Source organism: Mesorhizobium sp. RCAM 05104 (assembly GCF_059683645.1).
Genome location: NZ_CM185033.1, coordinates 3,273,622 through 3,297,882, shown reverse-complemented (window position 1 = coordinate 3,297,882; position 24,261 = coordinate 3,273,622). Strand labels below are relative to the sequence as shown.

Annotated in this window: 23 protein-coding genes; 12 read left to right on the top strand and 11 right to left on the bottom strand. The window is 63.8% G+C overall.

Translation table 11 applies throughout. The features are described 5' to 3' along the window. Positions 1–32: 32 nt before the first annotated feature. Genes AC56QP_RS16150 through AC56QP_RS16135 form a run of 4 tightly spaced genes read left to right on the top strand, consistent with a single transcriptional unit; the run spans position 33 to position 4,526 of the window. Positions 33–1,049 carry a membrane dipeptidase gene (locus tag AC56QP_RS16150; protein WP_489859013.1) on the top strand — a complete coding sequence of 339 codons (1,017 nt, stop codon included), beginning with the start codon at positions 33–35 and terminating at the stop codon, positions 1,047–1,049. Then, on the top strand, positions 1,046–2,704 hold the full coding sequence (locus tag AC56QP_RS16145) for a hypothetical protein (RefSeq protein ID WP_497100431.1): 1,659 nt from the start codon (positions 1,046–1,048) through the stop codon (positions 2,702–2,704). The genes AC56QP_RS16150 and AC56QP_RS16145 overlap by 4 nt, the downstream gene beginning before the upstream one ends. Further along, complete coding sequence (locus AC56QP_RS16140; RefSeq protein ID WP_489859015.1) at positions 2,701–3,342, top strand: DUF3726 domain-containing protein; 642 nt, start codon at positions 2,701–2,703, stop codon at positions 3,340–3,342. Before AC56QP_RS16145 ends, AC56QP_RS16140 begins: the two co-directional genes overlap by 4 nt. Further along, positions 3,339–4,526 carry a class I SAM-dependent methyltransferase gene (locus AC56QP_RS16135; RefSeq protein WP_489859016.1) on the top strand — a complete coding sequence of 396 codons (1,188 nt, stop codon included), beginning with the start codon at positions 3,339–3,341 and terminating at the stop codon, positions 4,524–4,526. Before AC56QP_RS16140 ends, AC56QP_RS16135 begins: the two co-directional genes overlap by 4 nt. A 12-nt stretch (positions 4,527–4,538) precedes the next feature. Here AC56QP_RS16135 and AC56QP_RS16130 read toward each other — a convergent pair whose 3' ends face one another. The 3 genes from AC56QP_RS16130 to AC56QP_RS16120 form a co-directional block, all read right to left on the bottom strand. Next, complete coding sequence (locus AC56QP_RS16130) at positions 4,539–5,810, bottom strand: LLM class flavin-dependent oxidoreductase (protein WP_489859017.1); 1,272 nt, start codon at positions 5,808–5,810, stop codon at positions 4,539–4,541. Beyond that, positions 5,807–6,820, bottom strand: coding sequence for an LLM class flavin-dependent oxidoreductase (locus AC56QP_RS16125; protein WP_489859018.1), 1,014 nt, complete (start codon positions 6,818–6,820; stop codon positions 5,807–5,809). Before AC56QP_RS16125 ends, AC56QP_RS16130 begins: the two co-directional genes overlap by 4 nt. Positions 6,821–6,940: 120 nt before the next feature. Continuing rightward, positions 6,941–7,861 carry a LysR family transcriptional regulator gene (locus AC56QP_RS16120; protein ID WP_489859019.1) on the bottom strand — a complete coding sequence of 307 codons (921 nt, stop codon included), beginning with the start codon at positions 7,859–7,861 and terminating at the stop codon, positions 6,941–6,943. Positions 7,862–7,997: 136 nt separating this feature from the next. On the opposite strand from AC56QP_RS16120, the gene AC56QP_RS16115 reads away from it, so the two are divergent. From AC56QP_RS16115 to AC56QP_RS16090, 6 genes are all read left to right on the top strand, one after another. Continuing rightward, complete coding sequence (locus tag AC56QP_RS16115; RefSeq protein WP_489859020.1) at positions 7,998–9,215, top strand: urate hydroxylase PuuD; 1,218 nt, start codon at positions 7,998–8,000, stop codon at positions 9,213–9,215. 2 nt (positions 9,216–9,217) lie between these two features. Beyond that, positions 9,218–10,531 carry a guanine deaminase gene (guaD, locus tag AC56QP_RS16110; protein WP_489859021.1) on the top strand — a complete coding sequence of 438 codons (1,314 nt, stop codon included), beginning with the start codon at positions 9,218–9,220 and terminating at the stop codon, positions 10,529–10,531. Positions 10,532–10,609: 78 nt separating this feature from the next. After that, positions 10,610–11,113 (top strand): heme-degrading domain-containing protein, encoded by a 504-nt coding sequence (locus tag AC56QP_RS16105; protein WP_489859022.1) that lies wholly within the window; start codon positions 10,610–10,612, stop codon positions 11,111–11,113. After that, positions 11,110–12,375, top strand: a complete 1,266-nt coding sequence (locus AC56QP_RS16100) for a glycerate kinase type-2 family protein (protein ID WP_489859023.1) — start codon at positions 11,110–11,112, stop codon at positions 12,373–12,375. The genes AC56QP_RS16105 and AC56QP_RS16100 overlap by 4 nt, the downstream gene beginning before the upstream one ends. Before the next feature lie 122 nt (positions 12,376–12,497). Beyond that, complete coding sequence (locus AC56QP_RS16095; protein WP_489859024.1) at positions 12,498–13,112, top strand: hypothetical protein; 615 nt, start codon at positions 12,498–12,500, stop codon at positions 13,110–13,112. Beyond that, positions 13,109–13,738 carry a hypothetical protein gene (locus AC56QP_RS16090; RefSeq protein WP_489859025.1) on the top strand — a complete coding sequence of 210 codons (630 nt, stop codon included), beginning with the start codon at positions 13,109–13,111 and terminating at the stop codon, positions 13,736–13,738. The genes AC56QP_RS16095 and AC56QP_RS16090 overlap by 4 nt, the downstream gene beginning before the upstream one ends. 24 nt (positions 13,739–13,762) lie before the next feature. Here AC56QP_RS16090 and AC56QP_RS16085 read toward each other — a convergent pair whose 3' ends face one another. From AC56QP_RS16085 to AC56QP_RS16070, 4 genes are all read right to left on the bottom strand, one after another. Then, on the bottom strand, positions 13,763–15,220 hold the full coding sequence (locus tag AC56QP_RS16085; protein ID WP_489863581.1) for a UdgX family uracil-DNA binding protein: 1,458 nt from the start codon (positions 15,218–15,220) through the stop codon (positions 13,763–13,765). Between the two features lie 2 nt (positions 15,221–15,222). Beyond that, positions 15,223–16,458 (bottom strand): putative DNA modification/repair radical SAM protein, encoded by a 1,236-nt coding sequence (locus AC56QP_RS16080; protein WP_489859026.1) that lies wholly within the window; start codon positions 16,456–16,458, stop codon positions 15,223–15,225. Between the two features lie 87 nt (positions 16,459–16,545). Continuing rightward, positions 16,546–17,952 carry a glutamine synthetase family protein gene (locus AC56QP_RS16075; protein ID WP_489859027.1) on the bottom strand — a complete coding sequence of 469 codons (1,407 nt, stop codon included), beginning with the start codon at positions 17,950–17,952 and terminating at the stop codon, positions 16,546–16,548. Between the two features lie 11 nt (positions 17,953–17,963). Next, positions 17,964–19,346, bottom strand: a complete 1,383-nt coding sequence (locus AC56QP_RS16070; protein WP_489859028.1) for an aspartate aminotransferase family protein — start codon at positions 19,344–19,346, stop codon at positions 17,964–17,966. Positions 19,347–19,503: 157 nt separating this feature from the next. On the opposite strand from AC56QP_RS16070, the gene AC56QP_RS16065 reads away from it, so the two are divergent. Beyond that, positions 19,504–19,956, top strand: coding sequence for a hypothetical protein (locus AC56QP_RS16065; RefSeq protein ID WP_489863582.1), 453 nt, complete (start codon positions 19,504–19,506; stop codon positions 19,954–19,956). A gap of 25 nt (positions 19,957–19,981) precedes the next feature. On the opposite strand, the gene AC56QP_RS16060 is transcribed toward AC56QP_RS16065, so the two are convergent. The 4 genes from AC56QP_RS16060 to AC56QP_RS16045 all read right to left on the bottom strand — a co-directional run bounded on the left by AC56QP_RS16060 (position 19,982) and on the right by AC56QP_RS16045 (position 23,292). After that, on the bottom strand, positions 19,982–20,791 hold the full coding sequence (locus AC56QP_RS16060; RefSeq protein ID WP_489859029.1) for a hypothetical protein: 810 nt from the start codon (positions 20,789–20,791) through the stop codon (positions 19,982–19,984). Between the two features lie 100 nt (positions 20,792–20,891). Further along, on the bottom strand, positions 20,892–21,866 hold the full coding sequence (locus AC56QP_RS16055; RefSeq protein WP_489859030.1) for a WD40 repeat domain-containing protein: 975 nt from the start codon (positions 21,864–21,866) through the stop codon (positions 20,892–20,894). Further along, entirely contained in the window at positions 21,844–22,218 is a 375-nt protein-coding gene (gene imm45, locus AC56QP_RS16050) for an Imm45 family immunity protein (RefSeq protein ID WP_489859031.1), read from the bottom strand. The genes AC56QP_RS16055 and imm45 overlap by 23 nt, the downstream gene beginning before the upstream one ends. 9 nt (positions 22,219–22,227) lie before the next feature. Further along, positions 22,228–23,292: a CobW family GTP-binding protein gene (locus tag AC56QP_RS16045; protein ID WP_489859032.1), complete on the bottom strand. Its 1,065-nt coding sequence runs from the start codon at positions 23,290–23,292 to the stop codon at positions 22,228–22,230. Between the two features lie 210 nt (positions 23,293–23,502). On the opposite strand from AC56QP_RS16045, the gene AC56QP_RS16040 reads away from it, so the two are divergent. Beyond that, positions 23,503–24,237, top strand: a complete 735-nt coding sequence (locus tag AC56QP_RS16040) for an intradiol ring-cleavage dioxygenase (protein WP_489859033.1) — start codon at positions 23,503–23,505, stop codon at positions 24,235–24,237. The last annotated feature ends 24 nt before the right edge of the window (positions 24,238–24,261 follow it).

Here is a 24,261-nt window from a genome sequence, read left to right as displayed (position 1 = left end):
AACGCAGCCCTAGCCACGGTGAGTGTCCGCATTTGGCAGACGGCTTCGATCCCCAGGCTCCGCTGGTCATGGACGGCCTGCAGTACTGCAACTGGTCGCGCGCGATTTTCGAGGAGATGCGCGAGGGCGGTGTCGACGTGGTCCATGCGACGATCGCCTACCACGAGAACTTCCGCGAGACGGTCGACCGCATCGTAGCCTGGGACCGGCGCTTTGCCGACAATGCCGATCTGATCGTCAAGGCGTCGAGCCTTGCCGACATCGCCGCGGCCCGGCACAGCGGACGCACGGCGATCCTGTTCGGCGTGCAGAATCCGTCGCCGCTCGAGGCCGATCTCGGGCTTGTTTCCATTCTCTACGATCTTGGCCTGCGCTTCATGCAGTTGACCTACAACAACCAGTCGCTGCTCGGGACCGGCTGGCAGGAGAGCTACGATGGCGGCCTGACCCGGATGGGCAGGGAAGTGGTGCGGGAAATGAACCGCCTCGGCATGGTCATCGACATGTCGCATGCCGGCGAAGCCACCACACTCGATGCCATCGAGGCTTCCGATGCGCCGGTCGCGGTCACGCACGCCAATCCGCGCTGGTGGCGCGATACGGGCCGAAACGTTTCCGACAGGGTGATCGACGCGCTCGCCGCCAATGACGGCATGCTGGGCCTGTCGCTTTATCCGCATCATCTGGCTGGCGGCAGCGCATGCACGCTCGAGGCCTACTGCGCGATGGCAGCTAGACTTGCCGGACAGATCGGCGTGGATCGGATCGGCATCGGTTCCGACCTTTGTCAGGGCCATGACGATTCGGTGATCGGCTGGATGCGTAACGGACGCTGGACGCTTGCGCCCGCCGACAATCCGAACGGACCGGCGGTGCTGCCGGCCCAACCGGCATGGTTTTCGTCCAATCGGGACTTTCCGGGGATTCGTGCTGGCCTGCTGCGGGCAGGGTTCTCGCCAACCGAAGCCGACGGCATCATGGGCGGGAATTGGGTAAGGCTGATGCAACGGGTGTTTCGCGGCGAAAAATCCTCAGGCGCCTCACCGTGAACACCATCGCTCTGCGGCCGCCGGACGTCGTCATGCGGCTGGACCGCATGGGGGCCTCGCATCCGACGCGGTTGAGCTTCCTGCGGGCAATGATGCGGCAAGCTGAACGGGAGGCGTGGAAAGTCGCGCCTTCTGCCTGGGAAATCGATGACGACGGTTTCGGCCATGCGGTGCTCCGGGTCGACATGCCGATGCGAACCTATTCGCTGGTCGCCTTTTCGACGCCGCTGGCCGATGCCATGCGCACCGACCGGGTCATCGCCGAGGCGTGGGACACCAGCTACGTGCTCTATGATGGCGTGCCCGACGCGGCCGAGATCGCGCGCCTCGCCGCCAATGTGCCGCTCCAGGAAGCGGGACGGTTCAGCGAACGCGACCTGATCCTGTCGCGCGCCAACAAGAGCGTCAGGCTGTTCGCCCATGTCGTCGAAAGGCTGGCTGAAGGCCGTCAGCCCGACGCCGTCCAGATCGAAAATGTCGGCTATCTGATGCGCACCACGGCGGTCTACGGCAATGGCAAGTTCGGCATTGCCGACCGCGACCGCATTTCGCAAAGACCGGAATTTGCCGGACCGTTCCGCGCCGAAATGCTGACCGTCTGGCTGATCCGCTCGTTCACCATCGCGCTGGCCGAACACATGGCCCGACGGCGCGCGCCCGGCCGCGCTGCGATGCTCGATCCTGAATTGCGCCGCCAACTCGGTGTCGGCAATTCCACCGGCCTCGGCATGGCGCCGTTTCTGGTGCGCCATCCCTTCCTGCTGCACCGCTGGATGCTGGCGCGCGAGACGGCGCTGGCGCGCGTCCGCGCGCTGGCGGCGGCCGACCGCGCCAGCATTGAAGGGTTTCTCGCAGCCCTGGCCGCGATGCAGGACAACATCCGCCGCTGGAAGACCGAAGATGCGGAGCAGGGCGCCGCCCTTCTGCAATTGGCGGCCGACTGCGAGACAATTGGCAATCGGGCGGTCGGGATTCTGGCTGGCGCAGCCCAACCGTGGGACGCGCTCTATCGCTTCGCCGAGCAGAACCTGTCGCTCGAAGGGCAGGAAGCGATGGTCGCCCTGATGCTGGAGCCACACGGCGCGCTGGTCGACGAACTCGCCGACACCATGGCTTGTGACGAGGCGGCGGTCTACCGGATCGATGGCGCCATGAGCTGCGGCGCGCTGCGCGGGCTGATCGAAACGCACTATGGCTGGGCTCTGGCCTACGACTTCGGCTCGGCCGAAGCCGATGCTCGCTTCTGGTATGTTTCCGAGGAAAAGCTCGAGCCACGCCTTGGCGAGCGGCACAGCGAGCCGGGTGCCGAACGCGAGCAGCCGCTGGCGGTGGCGCGCGACATCCGCCGTCTGGCCGCAGTGCTGGAGGCCGAGCCGTCGGAGAGCCCGGTCGCGAACCTGCTGCTGGGGCAGCCGCAATGGCGCCACGTCGTGCGCCGGGTGCAACTGGCCGCCGGCAATCCCTACACGGAAATCCGCGGCAATCTGATCGATGCGGCGATGCGGCCGATCGACCTGCTGCGTTCGAAGCTCGCCTTCTTCGGCGCCAGCCGCTTCGATCCGCGTTCGGACCGATGGCTGCGCATCTCGTTGTTTGCGGGCGCCCCCTTTCCCGAGGACATTGCCGCGCGGAAGACAGCCAGGGCGACATCGTGATCGAGCTGTCGCTGAACGAGGTCGAGATGCTGGCGGCGAAGGCCGCGCGCGGCGCCGGTTTCAATTGGGGATCTTGTGACGACATCGGCAAATGCGCCAGGGCGCTTGCCGCCGGCGGGCTGCCCTGGGCACCGTCCCTGCTGGCACTGGCGCGGGATAGTCCGTCCCTGGCCGCGCCCACTCTGTCGTTCCCGGCAGGGGCAGGATCGGCGATTTCGGCGCCCACCGACGGTTCTTGCCTTTGCCCGATCCGTACCGGGGCGCTGATCGCGGACAGGCCCGGCATGCTCACGGGCGATCCGCTGCGGATCGACCGGGTGGCCCATCCCCTGTGGCTGGTCGGCTTCGCCGCGCTCTGGGATGTGCGGGTGCGCGTGTCGTGGAAGGGCGCGTGCGCGGATGTCGCTGGCGGCGCGATCGCCGCGAAAGCCGGCGACGCCGGTTGGTTGGCGCCGGATGCCGACGTCACGATAAGCGGTGGCCCGGACGACGTTCGGGAGCCGGACCGGCGCCGACGTGCCAGCATCGATCACACGGTTTTCGAAGCACTCGGCGCCATGGCGGCAAGAACCTACGTGCCGGCTTCGGCCAGTTCCCGAGCCTCCGGCGCCGGCGGCAGCAGGACCGATGACGAATGACAAGACTTGACGATGAGCGGCGCGCGCGCCGTAATGATGGTCAGTTCGGCCGGACCGGAAAGGGCAAGGGCATGAACGTCAAGGCCGCGATGCCAGTGATCTCGATGCGCGGGGCGGGTTACTACTCGTCCAACACGGTCGGGGCCAAGGCGGTGATCGATCGTGCCGGCGATCTTGTCGCCGAGGCCATCGCCGCCATGCAGCCGCTCGCCGGTGGAGTGCCGTTTACAGTGGCCGATTTCGGCGCCGCCGACGGCGGCACATCGCTTGACCTGATGCGCCGGATCGTTGGCCTCGTCCGCGCCAGGGAACCGGATCGCGAGATTGCGATCACCTATACCGACCTGCCGCACAATGATTTCGCCGCTCTGTTCCGGCTGACCCAGGGCCTGCTCGGGGCGCCGACCGATGCGCCGCTGGCGGGCATGCCTGATGTCTACATCTTCGGCAGCGGCACCAGTTTCTATCGTCAGATTCTTGCCAGCGGCACGCTGTCGCTCGGCTTTTCGGCCACCGCCATGCACTGGCTGAGCAGCCGACCGACAATGATCGCCGATCATGTGCAGGCGGTCGGCGCGACGCCGCGGGAGCGGGCGCAGTTCCGCGCACAGGCCATGGCCGACTGGGAAACCATCCTGCTCCACCGCGCCCGCGAATTGCGGCCCGGCGGCAGGCTGGTGCTGGCCAATTTCTGCGTCGACGAGGAAGGCCGCTATCTCGGCAACACTGGCGGCGTCAACATGTTCGACACCTTCGCCAGGCACTGGCGCGAGCTGCACGCGTCTGGCCGGATCAGTGCCGTCGAATACCGCAATGCCACCTTCCAGCAATTCTACAAGAGTAAGGCGGAATTTTCGGCACCCTTCGCCGACGCGACCTCGGCTGTCTCGCGGGCCGGCTTGCGGCTCGACCATGTCTCCACCACCGTGACGGCTTGCCCCTACGCAGCCGATTTTCGCCGGCATGGAGACGCAGCGCGCTTCGCTGAGGCCTATGTGCCGACCTTGCGCTCATGGTCGGAAACGGTGTTTGCCGGCGCTCTGGATCCATCGCGTCCAGCGGACGAACGGGCCGCCATCGTCGATGATTTCTATGGCGCCTATCAGGCCGAGGTGGCGCGCGCCCCGCAAGGGCACGCCATGGATTACGTCCACTGCTTCATGGTCATCAGCAAGGCGTCGTGAGCGCTCGTCGCGCTATAGCGGTCGTTTCAATCCGAGATGCTCGCGCAGTGTTCGGCCTTCATAGTCCTTGCGGAACAGGCCGCGCCGCTGCAGTTCCGGCACGACCAGCGTGGCAAAGGCATCGAGTTCGCCGGGGAAGTAAGAGGGCATGACGTTGAACCCGTCGGCCGCGCCTCCCTCGAATCGCGCCTGCAACGCGTCGGCGACCTGGGCGGCTGTTCCGACGATGCGCCAATGGCCACGCGCGCCGGCGAAATGGCGGGCAAGCTGGCGGATGGAAAGGTTGTCGCGGCGCGACTGCTCGATGACCAGCGCTTGCCGGCTCTGCATGCCCTCGGTCGCCGGCAACTCCGGCAGCGGCCCGTCAATCGGATAGCGCCACAGATCGGCGATGCTGAGATAGCTGGACAGCAGCGCAACGCCGACTTCGTCGGGGATCAGTTCCTGCAATTCCTCGTATTTTTCCCGGGCTTCCGCTTCCGTTTCCGCCACCACGGGCGCTACGCCCGGCATGATCTTGATGTCGTCCGGCTCACGCCCATAGGCCGACAGACGCCCCTTGAGATCGTCATAGAAGGCCTTCGCTTCCTCGAAAGTCTGCGCCGCCGTGAACACCACGTCGGCGGTGCGGGCGGCAAGATCGCGGCCGACATCCGAGGCGCCCGCCTGAACCATGACCGGCGCGCCCTGCGGCGAACGCGGTAGGTCGAGCGGATCCCGAACCGAAAAGCTCTGGCCATCGTGACCGGATTCGGAGGCCCCGTCGAGCTTGTCGTGCCAAAGCCCGGTCACCACCTCGGCGAATTCACGGGCCCGCACGTATCGGTCGGCATGGGGCTTGAGGCCCGTCGAGCCGAAATTGGCGGCCTCGATCGGGCTGGCCGAGGTAACCAGGTTCCAGCCGGCACGGCCGCCGCTCAGATGGTCGAGCGATAGGAAGGTCCGCGCCAGCCCGTAAGGCTCGTTGTAGCTTGTCGAGGCGGTGGAGACGAGACCGATGCGGCTGGTCTGAACCGCGAGCGCCGACAGCAGACTGATGGGCTCGAAACCGATTGAGCGTGAGGTCTGGCTGGCGAGGCCGACATTGGCCTCGCGCAGGCCGGCGGCATCCTCGCAGAAGATCATGTCGAACTTCGCCGCTTCCGCCGCGCGCGCCAGCTGGATGTAATGGTCGATGTCGATGCCGGCCGTCACATGTGCCTTCGGGTGACGCCAGGCTGCGATGTGGTGGCCTGTCGCCCAAAGGAAGGCGCCGAGCTTCATCTGGCGGGACGCGGCGGTCATTGGTCACCTCCGCCGCCAAGTCCGAGATGCGAGCGCAGCGTCGCTCCGCGATAGCCCGCTCGAAAGAGGCCACGCCGCCGCAACTCCGGCAAAACCAGATCGACGAAATCGTCGAGCGCTGAAAGCTGTGGTGGCATGAGGATGTTGAAACCGTCGCAGCGTGTCGAGCGGAACTGTTCTTCCAATTTGTTGGCGAGGGCGGCCGGCCTACCATCGGTGGCGGGCGAGACATTCATCAGCACCTTCACGGCATGCGGGTCCCGCCCACGGGCGGCGACGCGGCGCTTCAGATCGTCATGGCGTGCCTTGGTGTCTTCCGCCGGCCGCTCATCCAGCAGGAGGACATCGGCGGCGCGGGCGGCAATATCCATGTCTGATACCGAAAAGTTGGACAGCACCAGCACCGGCGTGTCCTGCGGCGATCGCGCGACGTTCAGGGGTCCGCGCACGGAGAAGAATTCACCCTTGTGGTCGAGCAGATGCATCTTTTCAGGATCATGGAAGCGGCCGCCGCTCTTGTCGAACAGCAGCGCGTCCGCGTCCCAGCCGTTCCACAAGCCTTGAACGATGCCGATATATTCCTCCGTGCGGCGGCGGAAATCGTCTGATGAAAACCCCTCCGGTCGGCTGAAATTGGCCGCTTCGCGCGGCGCCTGCACCATCGTCGCATGCCAGCCGGCGCGGCCGTGGCTGATGATGTCGAGCGAGGCGAAACGGCGCGCCAGATTGTAGGGCTGGTGGGCGACCGTCGACGCCATTGCGACGAGGCCGATCCTGCTTGTTACCGTCGCCAGCGCGGCCAGCAAGGTCGTCGCTTCGAAGGGCACCTGCCGGTTCGCGGCGTCACCACCGGAAGCCGGCGCGGCATCGGCAAGCAGCACCATGTCCAGCCCGGCGGCTTCTGCCTTTTGTACGAACCGCGCCAGACGATCGAATTCCGGCTCGGGTGATGGATCGGCGGTTCCCGGAAACAGCGAAACGGCAAGATGCATTGTGGCGCCGTTGTCCATCGATGGTCCCTGCAACACGAAATCGATCGGAACTATGTTCGCCGCTTCCCGGGATGGCAACCGCCGCTACTGGGCCAACTGCCGGTCACTTGCCGGCCAGCTATCACTTTCGGCCAGTCCCTATTTGCCAGCAAGCAGATCGTTGATCAGCCGCTGGCAGCGCTCGGCCATGAAGTCGAGCAGCAGCCGCACTTTAGGGTCCTGCAGCTTCTTGTGCGGATAGACGGCGGCAAACTGAACCGGCGTCGGCGGCGTGCTGCCCAGGATGACTTTCAGCCGCTGGTCGCGGATAAACGGCTCCACCTCGAAGCGCGGCTTGTTGATGATGCCGCGCCCGGACAGCGCCCAGCCGGTCAGCACATCGCCATCGTCCGTATCGTATGGACCATGCACCTCGAATTTCTGCGGGCCGGTGGGGGTCTGCAGCGTCCACACATATTCGCGCGCGCCGGAATAGCGCAGCATCAGGCAATCGTGCTTCTTGCCGATCAGTTCCTGCGGCTCAAGCGGCTCGCCGCGCGCCTCCAGATATTTCGGTGCCGCCACCAGCACGCGTTCACATTCCATGATGCCGCGCATCCTGAGGCTGGAATCCTCGATGATGCCGAGCCGGAAGGCGACGTCGATACCTTCCTTCATGATGTCGACATTGTGGTCCGAGAGCCTGAGCCGCACCTCGATGTCAGGGTATTTGTCATGGAAATCGGGAATGCCCGAGGCCACCAGCCGCCGGCCGAGGCCCAAAGGTGCGGTGACGCGGATGGTGCCGCGCGGCTGGCCGGACAGCGCCGAGACCGCCGCTTCCGCCTCGGTGATCGCTTCCAGCACCTGCTTGGCGCCCGAGTAGAAAACCGTGCCGTGCTCCGTCGGCATCAACTGCCGTGTCGTGCGGTTAAACAGTCGCACACCAAGATGCTTCTCCAATTCCTTGATGCGGTTGGAGGCGACCGCCGGCGAAATGCGCATGTCGCGCCCGGCCGCCGACAGATTGCCGAGTTCGACGACGCGAACGAAGACGGCGATGTTGTCGAGATAGGCCATGCGGTTTCGTGGCTCTCATGTGGCTGCGTGGGAACAGCCTAGTATTTTCCATTTTTTTTGAAAGTCATCGTGCACCTCGCCTCTTTCCGTTTGCGCTCCAGCCCGTAAAGTCGCGTGATCGGCAGGGACGACTTCAATGATGGATTTCGCGATTTTCTGGGAATGGCTGAGCTTCGCCGTGCGCTGGCTGCACGTCATCACCGGCATCGCCTGGATTGGCTCGTCCTTCTATTTCGTCGCGCTCGATCTCGGCCTGCGCCAGCGCCCGGGCATGCCCGTCGGCGCCTTTGGCGAGGAATGGCAGGTGCATGGCGGCGGTTTCTACCACATCCAGAAATATCTGGTGGCGCCGGCCGAGATGCCCGAGCACCTGACCTGGTTCAAATGGGAATCCTACGCCACCTGGCTGTCCGGCTTCGCCATGCTGTGCGTCGTCTACTATGCCGGGGCTGATCTGTTCCTGATCGATCCCAATGTACTGCCAATGTCGGTACCTGTCGGCATCCTGCTGTCGCTGGCGACAATCGGCGTCGGCTGGGTGGTCTATGATCTGTTGTGCCGCTCGCCGCTGGGTAAGAGCGACACCGGCCTGATGCTGGTGCTCTACTGCGTGCTGGTGTTCATCGCCTGGGGGCTGACCCACCTGTTCACCGGCCGCGCCGCGTTCCTGCATCTGGGTGCCATCACCGCCACGATCATGTCGGCCAATGTCTTCATGGTCATCATCCCCAACCAGAAGATCGTCGTCGCCGACCTCATCGCCGGCCGCAAGCCCGACCCGAAATACGGCAAGATCGCCAAGCAGCGCTCGCTCCACAACAACTATCTGACGCTGCCGGTGCTGTTCCTGATGCTGTCGAACCACTATCCCTTGGCGTTCGGCACTGAGTTCAACTGGGTCATCGCCTCGCTGGTTTTCATTATCGGCGTGCTGATCCGGCACTATTTCAACAGCGTCCATGCGCGCAAGGGCAATCCGCACTGGACATGGCTGGGCGCCCTCGTCCTGTTCATCATCATCATCTGGCTGTCGACCGTGCCGAAGGTGCTGACCGGCGAACCCAAGCAATCGGCGGCGGCGCAGATCTACGTTGCCTCAGCGCATTTCCCGGCGGTGCGCGACACCGTGCTCGGCCGCTGCTCCATGTGCCACGCGGCGGAGCCTGTCTATGAAGGCATCTACCATGCCCCCAAAGGCGTGTTGCTCGACACCGACGCTGCAATAGCCAACCACGCCCGCGAGATCTATCTGCAGGCCGGCCGCAGCCACGCCATGCCGCCCGCCAACGTCTCGCAGATTACCGACAAGGAGCGGGCGCTGCTGGTGGCCTGGTTCGAAGGCGCGGGAAAGTAAGCATGATCTCGACACTTCTGCGTGGCCGCACCCTGTCCTTTGTACGCTGGCCCGAGACCATCGATGACCATTCCGCCTGGCGTTACGAGGAGGATGGCGGCCTGCTGATCCGCGATGGCCGGATCATCGCCGCCGGCGCCTATACGCAAGTCGAAAAACAGGCTGGCGAAGCGGCGAAAAGAATCGACCACCGGCCGCATCTGCTGCTGCCGGGTTTCATCGACGCGCATGTTCATTTCCCGCAGATGCAGGTCATCGCCTCCTACGGCGCGGAGCTGCTCGACTGGCTGAACACCTACACCTTCCCGGAGGAGACGAAGTTCGGCAACGCGCAGCATGGCCGCCGCATCGCGCGGCTGTTCCTCGATGAGATGGTGCGCCACGGCACCACAACGGTTGCCGCCTACTGCTCGGTGCACAAGGCGTCTGCCGAAGCCTTCTTCGCCGAGTCGCACGACCGCAACATGCTCAACATCGCCGGCAAGGTCATGATGGACCGCAACGCGCCCGGCGGCGTGCTCGATACGCCGCAGTCCGGCTATGAGGATAGCAAGGCGCTGATCGCGCAATGGCACGGCAAGGGACGGCAGCTTTATGCCATTACCCCTCGCTTCGCGATCACCTCATCGCCGCAACAGATGGAGATGGCCGGCGCGCTGTGCCGCGAACATCCCGACCTGCACATGCAGACGCATCTGTCGGAAAACCATGCCGAAATCGCCTTCACGCAGGAGCTCTATCCGTGGTCGCGCGACTACACCGACGTTTACGAACACTACGGACTGTTGGGGAAGAAGAGCCTGTTCGGCCATTGCATCCATCTGTCCGAGCGTGAGGCGGATGCGCTTTCGCACAGCGGCTCGGTGGCGGTGTTCTGCCCGACCTCCAACCTGTTCCTCGGCTCCGGCCTGTTCGACTATCAGCGCTTTCGCCGCCGCGACAAGCCGATCAGGATCGCCGCCGCCACCGATGTCGGCGGCGGCACCAACTATTCCATGCTGCGCACCATGGACGAGGGCTACAAGGTAATCGCGCAGAACGGCGAGAAGCTCAACCCGTTCCAGTCCTTCTGGCAGATGACGCGCGGCAATGCCGAGGCGCTGTCGGTGGCGGAAAAGATCGGCACGCTGGACGAAGGCACTGATGCCGATATCGTCGTGCTGGATGCCAGGGCAACACCGGCGATGCGGCTCAGGATGGAAACGGTCGAGACGTTGGCGCAGGAACTGTTTCTTTTGCAGACGCTGGGCGACGACCGCGCTGTGCGCGAGGTCTATGTGGCCGGGCGACCGGCCAAGGCCGACATGGCGATTTAGAACACTGCGACGTGTTCCTCGCTTGACCCGGCGGCAACCATCGGCCAAAGCGTGCGGCGAAGTTGACAGGGGAACGACATGGCCGTTGCTGACGACATCGCTCTGATCAAGAGACAGGAAGAGGTTCTTGTCTTTCCAGCTTTCGATGAGGCGGTTGCCTTCAAGATCGGTTCGGCCATCCGCGACCGCGCGCTCGCCGGGAACCTGCCGGTTATCGTCGACATCAGGACCTTCGACCGGCCGCTGTTCTATGCCGCGATGCCGGGCTCGAACGCTTCCAATCCCGACTGGGCGCGGCGCAAGATCAATGTCGTCAAACGGTTCCTGCGAAGCACCTACCGCATGGTGCTGGAGCAGCAGCGCCCCGACCGCACCTTCAAGGTCGGTGAAGGCCTCGACATATCGGACTTTGTACTGGCCGGCGGCGGCTTTCCGGTCACGGTCAAGGGCGCTGGTGTCATCGGCGTGATCGCGGTGTCGGGCCTGCCGGAGCGCGAGGATCACGGCGTCGTGGTCGATGCGCTGTGCGAGTATCTGAGCATCGATCGCCAGGAGCTTGCGTTGCCGCCGGAAGCGAAATGACCGATATCGATCCCAAGTACTTCCTCACATCCATCTTCAACGCCGCCGTCGCTGCTGCCGATCCCGAGCGGACCATCCGCGATCATTTGCCGGCGAAGCCCAAGGGTCGCACAATCGTCATTGGCGCGGGCAAGGGCTCGGCACAGATGGCCGCGGCTTTCGAAAAGGTCTGGGACGGGGCGATCGAAGGGCTGGTCGTTACCCGCTATGGTTATGGCGCGGCCTGCGAGCGCATCGAGATCATCGAAGCGGCGCATCCGGTGCCGGATGCCGCCGGGCTTGAGGCGTCGCGGCGGCTGCTCGAAAAAGTCCAGGGGCTGACAGCGGACGATCTGGTCGTGGCGCTGATTTCCGGCGGCGGCTCGGCGCTCTTGCCGTCGCCCGCCGGCAGCCTGACGCTGGCCGACGAGATCGCCGTCAACGAGGCGCTGCTCGCCTCCGGCGCGCCGATTGCGGCGATGAACACCATCCGCAAGCATGTTTCCACCATCAAGGGCGGCCGGCTCGCCGCGGCCGCCTGGCCGGCCAAGGTGGTGTCATTGGTCGTATCCGACATCCCAGGCGACAACCCCGCGCTGGTCGCCTCCGGCCCGACCGTTCCCGATATCGGCAGCCGCGAGGACGCGCTCGCCTCGATCGCCACCTACGGCATGAAACTCCCGGCCGCGGTGATGGCACATATCAGGTCGCCGGCCGCTGATGCGCCAAGTCCGGATGATCAGCGCTTTTCACGCAACGAGGTGCACCTGATTGCTTCGGCCGGTGTGTCGCTGGAAGCGGCGGCAATGGAAGCGAAACGGCAAGGCATCGAAGCTGTCATCCTCTCGGATGCCATCGAGGGCGAGGCGCGCGAGGTCGGCGGCGTGCATGCGGCAATCGCGCGCGAAGTGGTGACGCGCAATAGGCCATTCCCAAAGCCGGTGCTGATCCTGTCCGGCGGCGAAACAACCGTGACCTTGCGTGCCAAGGGCAAGGGCGGCCGCAACTCGGAGTTCCTGCTCGCCTTCGCCATCGGCATCAACGGCATACAAGGCATCCACGCGCTGGCCGCCGACACGGACGGCATCGACGGTTCGGAAGACAATGCCGGCGCCTTCGCCGATGGCTCGACTGTTTCGCGCATGCGCGCAGCGGGTGTCGATGCCAAGGCGATGCTGGCCGGCAACAATGCGTGGACAGCGTTCGACGCCATCAGTGATCTTTTCGTCCCCGGCCCGACCGGGACGAATGTAAATGACCTCAGGGCGATCCTGATCCGATAGCTAAACCGCGGATGCGGATGGCACCAACTCGACGCCTTTGTTGGCCCCTTGAATTACGCCGTCCTCTGGGGCAGGATCAAAGAGGCTTGGGTGAGCTTCTCGCCCTGGAATGGACCTGAGGCATGGTTCCCTTCATTAATGAAAGACGCGACGCGACCAATGTCAAGGAAGTGGTCTGCATCGCAATACTGAGCGTACCTGCATTCCTTGTGGTCAGAAATTTCACGGATACCCAGGTATACTCGAAGTATTTGACGGGAAATTACGAGCTGATAGCGCAGACGATAGACCCAATCGGATATTTCGCGGTTTTTGGCCTTATCTATTTTCTGTATAGCTCCTATATTTGGCGTCTTTTTTCGCGCTTGAATCTTTTTGACCTTCCGATCATCGACGGCGTCTGGGAAGGCACGATAACGGCCGAACAACTGCCGCAACCGATCCCGATGACCATGAACATCCGCCAGACGCTCAACAAGGTCGACATGGAATCGGTGTCCGGCGGTAACTTCACCAGCAACGCTGTGCTGATGGCATATGATCAGGACAGCGCGGGCAAGAGCCGCATCAAGTATCTCTACCGGTGCATGAAGGACGGCAAGAACGATCACTACGGAACGGCGGTTCTGACCTTCCTGAATCGCGGCCGGGCCGAGGGATGGTACTACACGGATGCGAATTCGAAACAGGGTGCCGGCTACTCGTCGAAGGGAACGATCCTGTTGACCCGTAAATGATCTCCTTCAGACCGGAAGCTTGTATCATTGCCCGGAACATAGAGGTCTCGTTCCTGTTTCCCGAGCCGGCAACCGCCGCGATCCATGCGTTTCTCGAGCAGCGCCTCCAGCGCTACCATTATCGGCGATACGAAATTGTCGACGCGTATTTTCAACTGCAGCGGGAGGACAAGACCCCCGTCCTCATGCGCAGGCGCGTGGAATTGGCTGGCCATGGGCAGAAGGCGGTCATTATCGCCCCCTGCGGCGCCAATCGATATCTGATCGCTCCGGACACGCCCGAACTGACGGTGGCTGCGGAAAAGCCCGTACTCGATGTCAGAAAGGAACGAGACGACTGGACCTACAGGCTGGGCGCCCGCCTCGGCGGGCGGCACTACGGTTCTTTTGCGCGTGCATCTATCGATATTCGCGAGACAGCCGCGCTGCCGGCGAGCAGACTTCTACGGACGTTTCCCGGATACAACGCAATCGAGTTCGAATATGCCGGCATAGGCAAGCGCGACTGCGGGGCCCTGATCGACAGCTTCCTTGCGTTTTGCCAGTCGTCCTCGATTGAAACCGGCGCCCGAATTCGGGGAGCGGCCCATCGCATGGAAATCTTAACAGGCTCCAACGAAACCTGAAAAGGCTCTGGAGTCACGCGGCCATCAGCGCTTCACCTGCTTCATGTCGTGCAGGAACCGCTCGCGTTCGGCGTCCTTGTCCGCGGGCTCATGGATGCGCAGGATGAAGGAGGGATGGATGGTGACGAACACGCGCAAGCCGTCCTCGCGCTCGATCACCTGGCCACGCATCTTTGTCACCGGGATCGCCTTGCCCAGCAGAGACAGCGCAGCCGTCGCGCCGAGCGCCACGGCGAGATCCGGCTTGATCAGCGCGAATTCCCTGTCGATCCACCAGCGGCAGGCCTGAACCTCGCCGGCATTCGGCTTGGAATGGATGCGGCGCTTGCCGCGCGGCTCGAACTTGAAGTGCTTGACCGCATTGGTGACGTAGACTTTCTGGCGGTCGACGCCCGCGTCATCCAGTATGGCGTCGAACACCTTGCCCGCTGGACCGACGAAAGGTTTGCCGGCAAGATCCTCCTGATCGCCCGGCTGTTCGCCGACGAAGACCACCCGGGCGTCAACGGGTCCGTCGCCGAACACGGTCTGAGTCGCGTCGCGCCAAAGCGGACAGCGGCGGCAACCCTTCGCCGCCTCCCGCAACTCGGGAATGGTGCTCGCATCATCCTCTCCCGGCGCCTCCGTTGGCTCGCGCTTCGGCCAATGCCGTGCCTGCACCTTGGCGTGATGCGGCGCTGGCGTCGTTGGCATTCTGGCAATCATGGCTGTGGCGGCCTTGTCCGCTCCTGCTATCAGCTCTGGAATGAGCGAGGCCTCGGGAAGGTTCCGCCAATATTTCTTCGGCATCTCCTTCTGCATGGCCTTCACCTTCAGCCGCGCCGGATTGAAGATGTTCTCGAAATAGGTCCGCCACAGCGCCTCGGTGTCGTCCTGCGCCGGGGCATCACCCCTGGCGGCGCCCGGTCCGATCGCCAGCCTTTCGCCATCCCAATCGGCGGAGGCGTGCGGTGTCAGGATCGTCCAGCGCATGCCGGTGAAACGCCTGACGAAGAAATCCGCGTTGCGCTCGACGATGAAATGGTCGGGTTCGAACCAGGCAACATAGCGCTCCTCGTCGCCGTCACCGATCTTCCGGAAGCGCACGAAGGCATGCATCTTGTGACAGTCACGCCGTACCGCCTTTTCCATGGTTTCGAGGCGCCTGGTGTCGGGATCCGACGCGATGGCCAGCAGTCTGGGCTCGGTGCGCAGCCGCCACAGCAACTGGTAGAGAAAGGCGAACCGGGTGGGATCGGAATGGCAGAAGGCGGTCTCCGCATGCCCGATGAAGTTGCGCGGCACCACAAGTTGCATGCCGGCAGGCACACCCGGCAAATCGCTTGCCCGCCGTTCTGAACCGGCCGCGACATGCCAGCTGATGTCTTCGGGCCTGACCTCGTTCAGCGCCAGTCGTCGGGCCGCGTCGCGCCAACCGGGAAAATCGGTCTCGCTGTCGAGCCGTACATTGTAACTGGCAAGATCGAACTCAGCCGGCTGCATGGTCAAAACAGCGACAGTTGTTCGCAAGACCGCACGATCTTGTCACGCAGACCCGCCTTGTCGGTGAGCGCGCCCGGAGACCACCCTTCGGCGATGATGAACGGCCGCAATTTGGCGACCGATTGACACAGGCGCCCGAGATCTTCGAGCCGCATGCGCCGATGGCGGCGGGTCTCCAGGATTTTCGCCACCACCTTGGTGCCGAGACCCGGCACGCGCAGCAGCGCTTCTCGGTCGGCGCGGTTGATGTCGACCGGGAACTGTTCCCGGTTGCGCAGCGCCCAGGCCAGCTTTGGGTCGATGGCGAGGTCGAGCATGCCGTCGCTGCTGCCGGCCAGGATTTCCGGCTGCGAAAAGCCGTAGAACCGCATCAGCCAGTCGGCCTGATAGAGCCGGTGTTCGCGCAGCAGCGGCGGCTTCTGCAATGGCAAGGACGACGACGAATCCGGGATCGGGCTGAAGGCGGAATAGTAGACGCGTCGCAGATGGTAGCTGCCATAGAGCCGCGCGCTGGTGTGCAGGATGCCGTCGTCGGATGTCTTGTCGGCACCGACGATCATCTGCGTCGATTGCCCGCCCGGCGCAAACCGTTCGCGCATTTTGGTCCGCAGCGTCGGCTCGGCTTTTTCTTCCATCTTCCGGCGCAGCCTGGCCATCGAGAGGCGGATCGTTTCCGGCTTCTTTTCCGGCGCCAGCCTCTTCACGCCTTCGTCGGTCGGCAGCTCGACATTGATCGACAGCCTGTCGGCATAGAGGCCTGCCTTCTCGACCAGTTCCTGCGAACTTTCCGGAATGGTTTTCAGATGAATGTAGCCGCCGAACTTCTCGTCCAGCCGCAGCCGCCGCGCCACCTCGACCATCTCGCCCATGGTTTCATCGGGCGAGCGGATGACGCCCGAGGACAGGAACAGCCCTTCGATATAATTGCGCCGATAGAAATCCATGGTCAGCTTCACCACTTCGTCGACGGTAAAGCGGGCGCGCCGTACATTGGACGACGAGCGGTTGATGCAATAGCTGCAATCGTAGATGCAGAAATTGGTGAGCAGGATTTTCAGGAGCGAAATGCAGCGGCCATCCGGCGCGTAGGAATGGCAGATGCCCATGCCTTCGGTGGAGCCGATGCCGCCGGACTTCAGCGAATCGCGCTTGGCCGAACCCGATGACGCGCACGATGCATCATATTTGGCGGCATCGGAGAGAATCGCCAGCTTTTCGTGAACAGTGAGTGCGGACATGTGTTCATGATATGTTCCAGGCGACCGGAACACTACCTCATTTGATGGCGGCGGCGAAAAAGTGATCGCCACCGGATCATTCAGCCATCAGACTTCGTGCAGATAGAGATGGTAATCCAGTTCGCTGACCGTGCGCGCTACGCGCAGATATTCGGACTGCTTGATCGCCACGAAGGTGCGGTGCAGGTCCTCGCCGAGCGCCTCTTTCAGGAACGCCGATCCCCTGGCCGCTTCGATCGCGGCGCGCCAGTCGACAGGCATCGTCGTGCGCGTGACCGCGGCCTCATAGCCATTGCCGGTTGTTTCCGGGCCGGGATCGAGACCTTCGTCGAGACCTTTGATGATGCCGGCGAGCACGGTCGCCGCGATCAGATACGGGTTGGCGTCGACGCCCGACGGCCGGTGTTCGATGCGCCGGTTCTTGGCATCGCCTGCGGGCACGCGCAGCGCCACCGAGCGGTTGTTGACGCCCCAGGTCGGCGCCACCGGCGCATAGGATTGCGAGACGAAACGCCGCCAGGAATTGGCGTGCGGGGCAAACACCAGCATCGATTCCGCCATCGTCTGGATCAGGCCGCCGAGCCCCTGCAGCAGCGGCAGCGACCAGCTCTCGCCGCCGGATTCGGCAAACACGTTTCGGCCGGCTCTGTCCTGCAACGAGACGTGGAAATGCATGCCCGAGCCGGCATATTTCTCGATCGGCTTGGCCATGAAACAGGCGGTGACGCCATGGCGGCGCGCCTGCGCCCGCACCAGCCGCTTCAGCATGACGAGATCGTCGGCCGCCCGCATCACATCCTTGCGGTAGTGCAGCGTCAATTCGTACTGGCCGGGCGCATATTCGGAAATGACGGTCTCGGCGGGGATGCCTTGTGCCTTGGCCGCGGCATAGATGTCGGAAAACAGCGGTTCCATGCCGTGCAGATGATCGACGGAATAGACCTCGGTCTTGCCCGAGACGCGGCCGTCGAGCACGGCGCGCGCCGGCTGCACCTTGCCATCGGCATCGCGCTCATTCGCCAACAGGAAGAATTCCAGCTCGAAGGCGCCGGCCGGATAGAGGCCCCTGGATGCCAATATGTCGACCTGCCGGGCCAGCGCCAGCCGCGGATCCGACGACATCGGCCGGCCGTCGAGCATGTACATCGCCATCAGCAACTGGCCGCGCGGCGGGTTTGTGCCGTAGAGCGGGACCAGCGTGCCGGGGATCGGCCATGCCCTGAGATCGCCGTCGCCGGTCGTCCAGATCAGCCCGGTCTCGTGTACATCCTCGCCGGTGATGTCGAGGCCGAGGATGGAGATCGGCATGTGGCGGCCGCCCTCGAAGATGCTTTTCAACTCGTGCCGGCGCACGATCTTGCCGCGGCCGACGCCATTGGCATCGGTCAGCACGATATCGAAGGCTTCGATCTCGGGATGAGTGTCGAGAAAGGCTTGCGCCTCGGTGGGCGAGGACCCCGAAGGTGAGCTCACGATGGCATTGGGATTGTCCATGGCCGTTTGTCTCACGCCGCAAGCTTTGCCGCAACCGCGCCGAAGGCGGTGATCAGCCGGTTGACCTGGGCGCCGGTGGTCGCCGGCGAGATCAGCATCATGTTGTGGAAGGGGGCGATCAGCACGCCGCGATTGACCAGCGCGACATGGATGGCCGCCTCCAGTTCCGGCGCATGCGCCACCTCCGCCTCGGCACCATTCCGCATGGGCCCAGGCGCGCAGATGAACTCGACGCGGGCGCCGACGCGGGCAACATGCCAGGGCAGGCGGTAGCGGTCGATCACCCCGGTCAGCCCGGCATCGAGCCGCCGCGCCAGATGATCCATGCGGTTATAATTCTCAACGGTCATCACCTCTTCGAGCGTGGCGCGCATCGCCGCGAACTGCAGCGGGTTGGCTGACAGGGTCGTGCCCATGCCGGAATAGCCGGGTTCCTTGCTCCTGTTGTAGGCGGCATAACGCGAGGCGACGTCATCGCTCATGCCCCAGACGCTCGCCGGCACACCGCCGGCGATCGGCTTGCCCAGCACGAACAGGTCCGGCTCCAGCCCATATTTTCTGGTATAGCCGCCGGGGCCGGTCGAGATCGTATGCGTCTCATCGATCAAGAGCAGCGTGCCGGCCGCGCGCGTCAGTCTTCGCAGCGCATCATGGAAGCCCGGATCGGCCAGCACCATGCAGGAATTGGTCAACACGGGCTCGGCGATGACGCAAGCCACGTCCTTGTCCCTCAGGGCGGTTTCCAGCGCGGCAACATCGTTGAACTCGATCACCTTCGCCGTGCGGGTCAGGTCGCGGAACTCGCCCGCCAGTCCCGGCCGGTTGACCGGCTTGCCATCGATCAGCCGCACCATCGTCTCGTCGACCGAGCCGTGATAGCAGCCGTTGAAGACGAGGATCTTTTCGCGGCCGGTGACGGCGCGGGCAACGCGCAGCGCAAAGCGGTTGGCATCGGTCGCCGTCGTCGCGATCTGCCAGAACGGCAGGCCGAAATGCTGCTGCAGCAGCGGCCCAATGGCGAGCGCGTCTTCCGAAGGCAGCATATAGGTCAGGCCGCGTCCGGCCTGGTGGCGGATGGCGCGCGCCACCGGTGGCGGCGAGTGGCCGAACATCGAGCCGGTGTCGCCAAGGCAGAAATCATCAAGCCTGATACCGTCGATGTCGGTGATGGTTGCGCCTTTGGCGCTGTCGACCAGGATGGGAAACGGCGTCGGCCAGTCGTTCATCCAGTGCATCGGTACGCCGCCGAAGAAACCCGGCAGGCCGTTGCCCACCTTCGCTTGCGATCGCGGCCGCGCCTTGCGGAAGGCCTCCCCTTCGGTCTCGCGCAACTCGGCAATGCGGTCGCGGCCGATGCCGCCGATGGACGTGCTTGAAGTGTCGCTGCTGTGCATGGAAACCCCTCTCGTCCGTCACTCTTAGCCAATCCGTGTCCGCGACCGCAATTGGCCGCGCGTGCGCCCTGCATTGGCTCAGCCGCCAGCGGCGGCGCTTGACCCGGTTGGCGAAGTCGGCGTCAATGCGGACGGGCAATGGGCGGCGTGGGGGAAAATGCGGTCGATCATCTGCGGTTTGGGGCTGTTCCTGTCGGCCGGCACGGCCTTGGCCACCGGCGGCATCTGGTGTTCCGTCGACGATGCTGCGGTGAAATTCCAGGTCGATGCCGGCGTCACCACCGGCATGGGCGGTCCGACCTTCAATTTTCGCGGCGACCTCGAAATCAAGGCAAGGCCCGCCGGCGGTGAATTGCGCAGGACGGTGTTCGAGAATTCCAACCTTACCCAGTACTGGCTCGACGACAAGGAACTGCGGCTGAACATCTACCGCGAGCATCAGGTCGCAAACACCTACAGTTCCGTCGAACTCACGATCCTGACCAAGGCCAGCGACGAAGGCGTCTATGACGGACAGTACAAGCTTGCCGTCTACGACAGCACGGCTGACAAGGACGGCGACGGCAAACCCGCAAATCTGGGCGGGACAGTATCCTGCGGCGCCGAGTAGATCGATCGGATGCGGCAGCGCCGCATTATTTCCGGGAGGTCACCGACGGATCGACGAGATTGATCTTTTCGCCGGGCGGAAAGCCGAACACGCGTTCGAAGTGCTTGGGGCCAAGCAGCAAGGCTGCCTGATCGATCAAATGCTGGTTGCGCGCATTGATCGTTTCCGCGCTTGGCGGCGCAAAGCCCGGAATTCGCTGCGCTGTGAAATTCTGCACCTCGCCCTTCAGCGACAGAAGCTTGGCCAGCAGTTCTGGTTCCTCGTCGCCGAGCACCGATCGTGCGTGCTCCTCGAAATCGTCGGGCAATCCTTGCATCTTGGTCACTCCGCCTGCCCCACCGGCCACCAGCGCACTCGTTCCCAGGCAATGCTGGATCTTGCTGGCCCATGCCGCGTGCCGCAGGCCATAGGTTCCATATAGGAAGCTGCTCGCCCCATAACCACGCGCTTTCTTCACCGTCAGCCGCGTCCCGGTGGTCGCGTAGAGCACCTGATTGGCAAGCTGGTGGCAGACGCCATCGATGCCGTAGATGAGTATGGTTCCCTGGGCGGCGGGAACTGTCGCCGAATCCGCATTCGACTGGACCAGGCATCGTGCCAGCGCCAGATGCCCGGACTGCTTACCGAGAGTTCCCGTCGGATTGCCGGGCGTTCCACCGGTTGGATGATAGCTGCCCCAACAGAACCAGTAGTCCTTGCCGGCGGCGGCGACAGCGGCCGCATTGGCGTAGTGGTGCTGCTGGTTGTCGTAGGTGGTGACCCAGGTATGGTCGACCGGCGAGCCGCCGACAAATGCCGGCGTCGCCCAGGCATGAAGCGTAACCGTGCTTGGCAAGGTCTCCTCCCACCGGAAGCTTGTCCAACGGAAAAAGGATGCGCTCAAGAAGGGCAGCGCGCAAGCATGGTGTCGCGTTTGACCCCGATGGCGCGGCGCTTCAGGCCGAAATGTCGATGACGCCGCAGTCGCCGGCGGCACTGCCGAAGGCGACGCGGCGTTCTTCCTTGTCCCACATCATCGAGGTGATGGCGCCCTTGCCCGGTCGCCGCAACAGCACTTCCTTGGCGTCGGCAAAACGCACCGCCATCACCATGCCGTCGTCATAGCCGACGGCAACGACATCCTGGCTCGGGTGGCAGGCGACCGCCGTCACCATGGCATTGCCGCGCGTGCCAAGTTCCAGTGGCGCCTTGCCCATCGGCCCGTCCTTGCCTGAAAACGGCCAGACGATCGCCGCCGGTGCACCGGAACTCGCCAGCCACTTGCCTTTCACGCTCCACGACAGGCTCTTGACCTTGCCGGGATAGCCGGTCATGCGCATGTGCTTGCCGTCGGCTAGCTTCCAGCCATGCAAGGCGTTTTCCTGCATCGTGGTGACGAGGAAGGCGCCGTCGGGCGAGAACGTGATGCCGGTGTGGGCGCCCGCCCATTCGAGTTCGACCGGCTTGCCCTCGGCGGCGGGGAAATGCAGCGTCGCGCCATTGTAGCGGGCAACGCCGAAGCGCATGCCCTTGGGCGAGAAAGCCAGCCCCTCGACCGAGCGCGGATGGACGAATTCCCGGGTCTTGCCGTCGGCGAAGCGGACGAAGGCCGTCTTGCCCGTCGCATAGGCGATGGCGCCCTGCGGCCCGGCGGCGACGCTGGTGACCCATTTCTTGCCGGCGCTTACCAACTCGGCGGCATTGCCGCCTGCGGTAACGGCAAACACCTTGCCGTCCTCGCCGCCGGTGATCAGCCGGTCATTGGCCGCATCATGGAAGGCGGCGAGCAGCCCGTCATTGGCCTGAACTGTCTTGTGGCCATGGTCGAGCCGATGGACGGCGCCGTCGGCCAGCGCGAAATGCGGCACGTCGCCGAGGAAGACGGCGGCGACGCAATGGCCTTCGAGATCAAGCGGGGCGACGGTCGGCATGGCGGGTTTCAACAGTCATTCGTTCGTTCCAGCGCAGGATGACGGTTCCCTCGATCGGAACCGGGCCGCCTTGATAGGTGAAGACGAACCATTTGTCCCAGTTTTCGATCAGCCAGGCTTTCGAAAGTCCAGGTTTTTTCTCGAACCGGCTTTCCTCGGGCAGCACCGCGAAGACCAGACCTGCCTTGTAACCGGATGCCACCATCAGACCGAGCCCGGTATCGTCTTCGCGGGGATCGAAGATCAGCAGATCGACTGGGCCGGAGCCCGGCCCGAGATCGTAATTGTCGCAAAGCCGGATAACGTCTCCGATGATCAGAAAATCATCGGCGAGATCGAGCAAACGCGGCATTTGTTGCTGTCAGGCCGCCAGGCAGGCGTCGAAACTCTTCTTCAGCCGTTCGGCGTCGAGTTCGCGGCCGATGAACACCAGCCGGCTCTCATGTTTCTCGCCGTCTTTCCAGGCACGCTGGTGGTCGCCCTCGATGATCATGTGCACGCCCTGGATGACATAGCGCTCATCGTCGCCCTTGAGCGCGATGATACCCTTCAGCCGCAGGATGTTCGGGCCTTCCATCTGGGTGATCTTCTCGATCCACGGGAAGAACTTCTTCGGGTCCATCTCGCCGCCGCGCAGCGACACCGACTGCACCGTCACGTCATGGATGTCGGAAGGATGCGCGTGATCGTGATGGTCATGCCCGTCATGATCATGGTGATGGTGGTCGTGATCATGATCATGATCATGATCGTGATGATCGTGGTCGTCATGCGCTTCGAGGAAATGCGGATCGTTTTCCAGCGCCCTGGACAGGTCGAAGGCGCCGCGGTCTAGCACTTCCGACAGGGCGACGCCGGCGCGGGTGGTGCGGTGGATCTTCGCCGCCGGGTTGATGGCGCGGATCGTCGCTTCGACCTTGGCGAGCTCTTCGGGGGTGACGAGGTCGGTCTTGTTGAGCACGACGACGTCGGCGAAGGCGATCTGGTCCTCGGCCTCCTTGGAATCCTTGAGCCGCAGCGGCAGATGCTTGGCGTCGACCAGCGCCACCACCGCGTCGAGCCTGGTCTTGGAGCGCACGTCGTCGTCCATGAAGAAGGTCTGCGCCACCGGCACCGGATCGGCGAGACCGGTCGTTTCCACCACGATGGCGTCGAAGCGACCCGGCCGGCGCATCAGGCCCTCGACGACACGGATCAGGTCGCCGCGCACCGTGCAGCAGACGCAGCCATTGTTCATCTCGTAGATTTCCTCGTCGGATTCCACGATCAGGTCATTGTCGATGCCGATTTCGCCGAATTCATTGACGATGACGGCGTAGCGCTTGCCGTGGTTTTCCGACAGGATGCGGTTGAGCAGGGTCGTCTTGCCGGCGCCGAGATAGCCGGTGAGAACGGTTACGGGAATCTGCGTCTGTGCGTCGCTCATGGCTGCCTCGAAGAATTTGGGCCTCGAAAAATCCGGCCGTCGAAAAGGGATTGTCGGCTCCATATAGGATGTGTGCCGCTCTTTTGCACGAGGCAAACCGATGGGCCAAACAGGCTTGCCGCCATTGCCTGATTTTCATTGGCGACAGCCGCAGTCACAAGCTGGATCAGGACACGGGAGGCAATGCGCAGCCAATTCGAGAGGCACGATATGTCCGGTAAGCCTTTCCTGCTGAGCCGGCGCAAGGCGCTAGGCCTGATCGCGGTGACCGCCGGCGGTGGTGCCTTCCTGCCGGCCGCGGCAATGGCCGCCCAGTCTTCGGAGTCCTCGCCCTATGCCGGATTGACCTTGTTCGAAACCGGCGCCGGCGTCTGCACCATTACGCCTAAGGTGACCGAGGGACCGTTCTATTTCGATCCGAAGCTCGAACGTGCCGATGTTACCGAGGGCAAGAAGGGCATTGCCCTCACCGTCAGGCTGCAGGTTGTCGACGCGGCCTGCCGCCCGCTTGCCGGCGCCCGTGTCGACATCTGGCATTGCGACGCGCAAGGCGCCTATTCGGGCTACCCGGGACAAGGTGACGGCAGGGATGTCGACACGTCGGGTCAGGCCTTCCTGCGTGGCTGGCAAAGGACCGACGCCAGCGGCATCGTTTCCTTCGCCACCATTTATCCTGGCTGGTATCGCGGCCGCACCACCCATATCCACTTCAAGGTCTTCCCGGATGACAGTTCGGTGATGACCGGCCAGTTGTTTTTCCCCGACAGTCTCAGCGAGCAGATATTCACCACCGTCGCGCCCTACAATGACCGGCGCGGTAAGCGTGACACTTCGAACGCCAGCGACGGCATCGCCAGGCAGGCCGGACCGCGGTCGCTGGCGGCGCTGCGCGAAGTGGCGGATGCCTATCAGGCGCTGATGATCATTGTGGTGAAGCCCGGATGAGCGGTCCGCTCGGAACTTCGCCTG

Excerpts from the sequence above, each read along its gene's own strand:
- AC56QP_RS16135 (WP_489859016.1), top strand. The coding sequence starts at position 3,339 with ATGACAAGACTTGACGATGAGCGGCGCGCGCGCCGTAATGATGGTCAG.
- AC56QP_RS16130 (WP_489859017.1), bottom strand. The coding sequence starts at position 5,810 with ATGACCGCCGCGTCCCGCCAGATGAAGCTCGGCGCCTTCCTTTGGGCG.
- AC56QP_RS16125 (WP_489859018.1), bottom strand. The coding sequence starts at position 6,820 with ATGGACAACGGCGCCACAATGCATCTTGCCGTTTCGCTGTTTCCGGGA.
- AC56QP_RS16120 (WP_489859019.1), bottom strand. The coding sequence starts at position 7,861 with ATGGCCTATCTCGACAACATCGCCGTCTTCGTTCGCGTCGTCGAACTC.
- AC56QP_RS16115 (WP_489859020.1), top strand. The coding sequence starts at position 7,998 with ATGATGGATTTCGCGATTTTCTGGGAATGGCTGAGCTTCGCCGTGCGC.
- guaD (WP_489859021.1), top strand. The coding sequence starts at position 9,218 with ATGATCTCGACACTTCTGCGTGGCCGCACCCTGTCCTTTGTACGCTGG.
- AC56QP_RS16105 (WP_489859022.1), top strand. The coding sequence starts at position 10,610 with ATGGCCGTTGCTGACGACATCGCTCTGATCAAGAGACAGGAAGAGGTT.
- AC56QP_RS16100 (WP_489859023.1), top strand. The coding sequence starts at position 11,110 with ATGACCGATATCGATCCCAAGTACTTCCTCACATCCATCTTCAACGCC.
- AC56QP_RS16095 (WP_489859024.1), top strand. The coding sequence starts at position 12,498 with ATGGTTCCCTTCATTAATGAAAGACGCGACGCGACCAATGTCAAGGAA.
- AC56QP_RS16090 (WP_489859025.1), top strand. The coding sequence starts at position 13,109 with ATGATCTCCTTCAGACCGGAAGCTTGTATCATTGCCCGGAACATAGAG.
- AC56QP_RS16085 (WP_489863581.1), bottom strand. The coding sequence starts at position 15,220 with ATGCAGCCGGCTGAGTTCGATCTTGCCAGTTACAATGTACGGCTCGAC.
- AC56QP_RS16080 (WP_489859026.1), bottom strand. The coding sequence starts at position 16,458 with ATGTCCGCACTCACTGTTCACGAAAAGCTGGCGATTCTCTCCGATGCC.
- AC56QP_RS16075 (WP_489859027.1), bottom strand. The coding sequence starts at position 17,952 with ATGGACAATCCCAATGCCATCGTGAGCTCACCTTCGGGGTCCTCGCCC.
- AC56QP_RS16070 (WP_489859028.1), bottom strand. The coding sequence starts at position 19,346 with ATGCACAGCAGCGACACTTCAAGCACGTCCATCGGCGGCATCGGCCGC.
- AC56QP_RS16065 (WP_489863582.1), top strand. The coding sequence starts at position 19,504 with ATGCGGTCGATCATCTGCGGTTTGGGGCTGTTCCTGTCGGCCGGCACG.
- AC56QP_RS16055 (WP_489859030.1), bottom strand. The coding sequence starts at position 21,866 with ATGCCGACCGTCGCCCCGCTTGATCTCGAAGGCCATTGCGTCGCCGCC.
- imm45 (WP_489859031.1), bottom strand. The coding sequence starts at position 22,218 with ATGCCGCGTTTGCTCGATCTCGCCGATGATTTTCTGATCATCGGAGAC.
- AC56QP_RS16045 (WP_489859032.1), bottom strand. The coding sequence starts at position 23,292 with ATGAGCGACGCACAGACGCAGATTCCCGTAACCGTTCTCACCGGCTAT.
- AC56QP_RS16040 (WP_489859033.1), top strand. The coding sequence starts at position 23,503 with ATGTCCGGTAAGCCTTTCCTGCTGAGCCGGCGCAAGGCGCTAGGCCTG.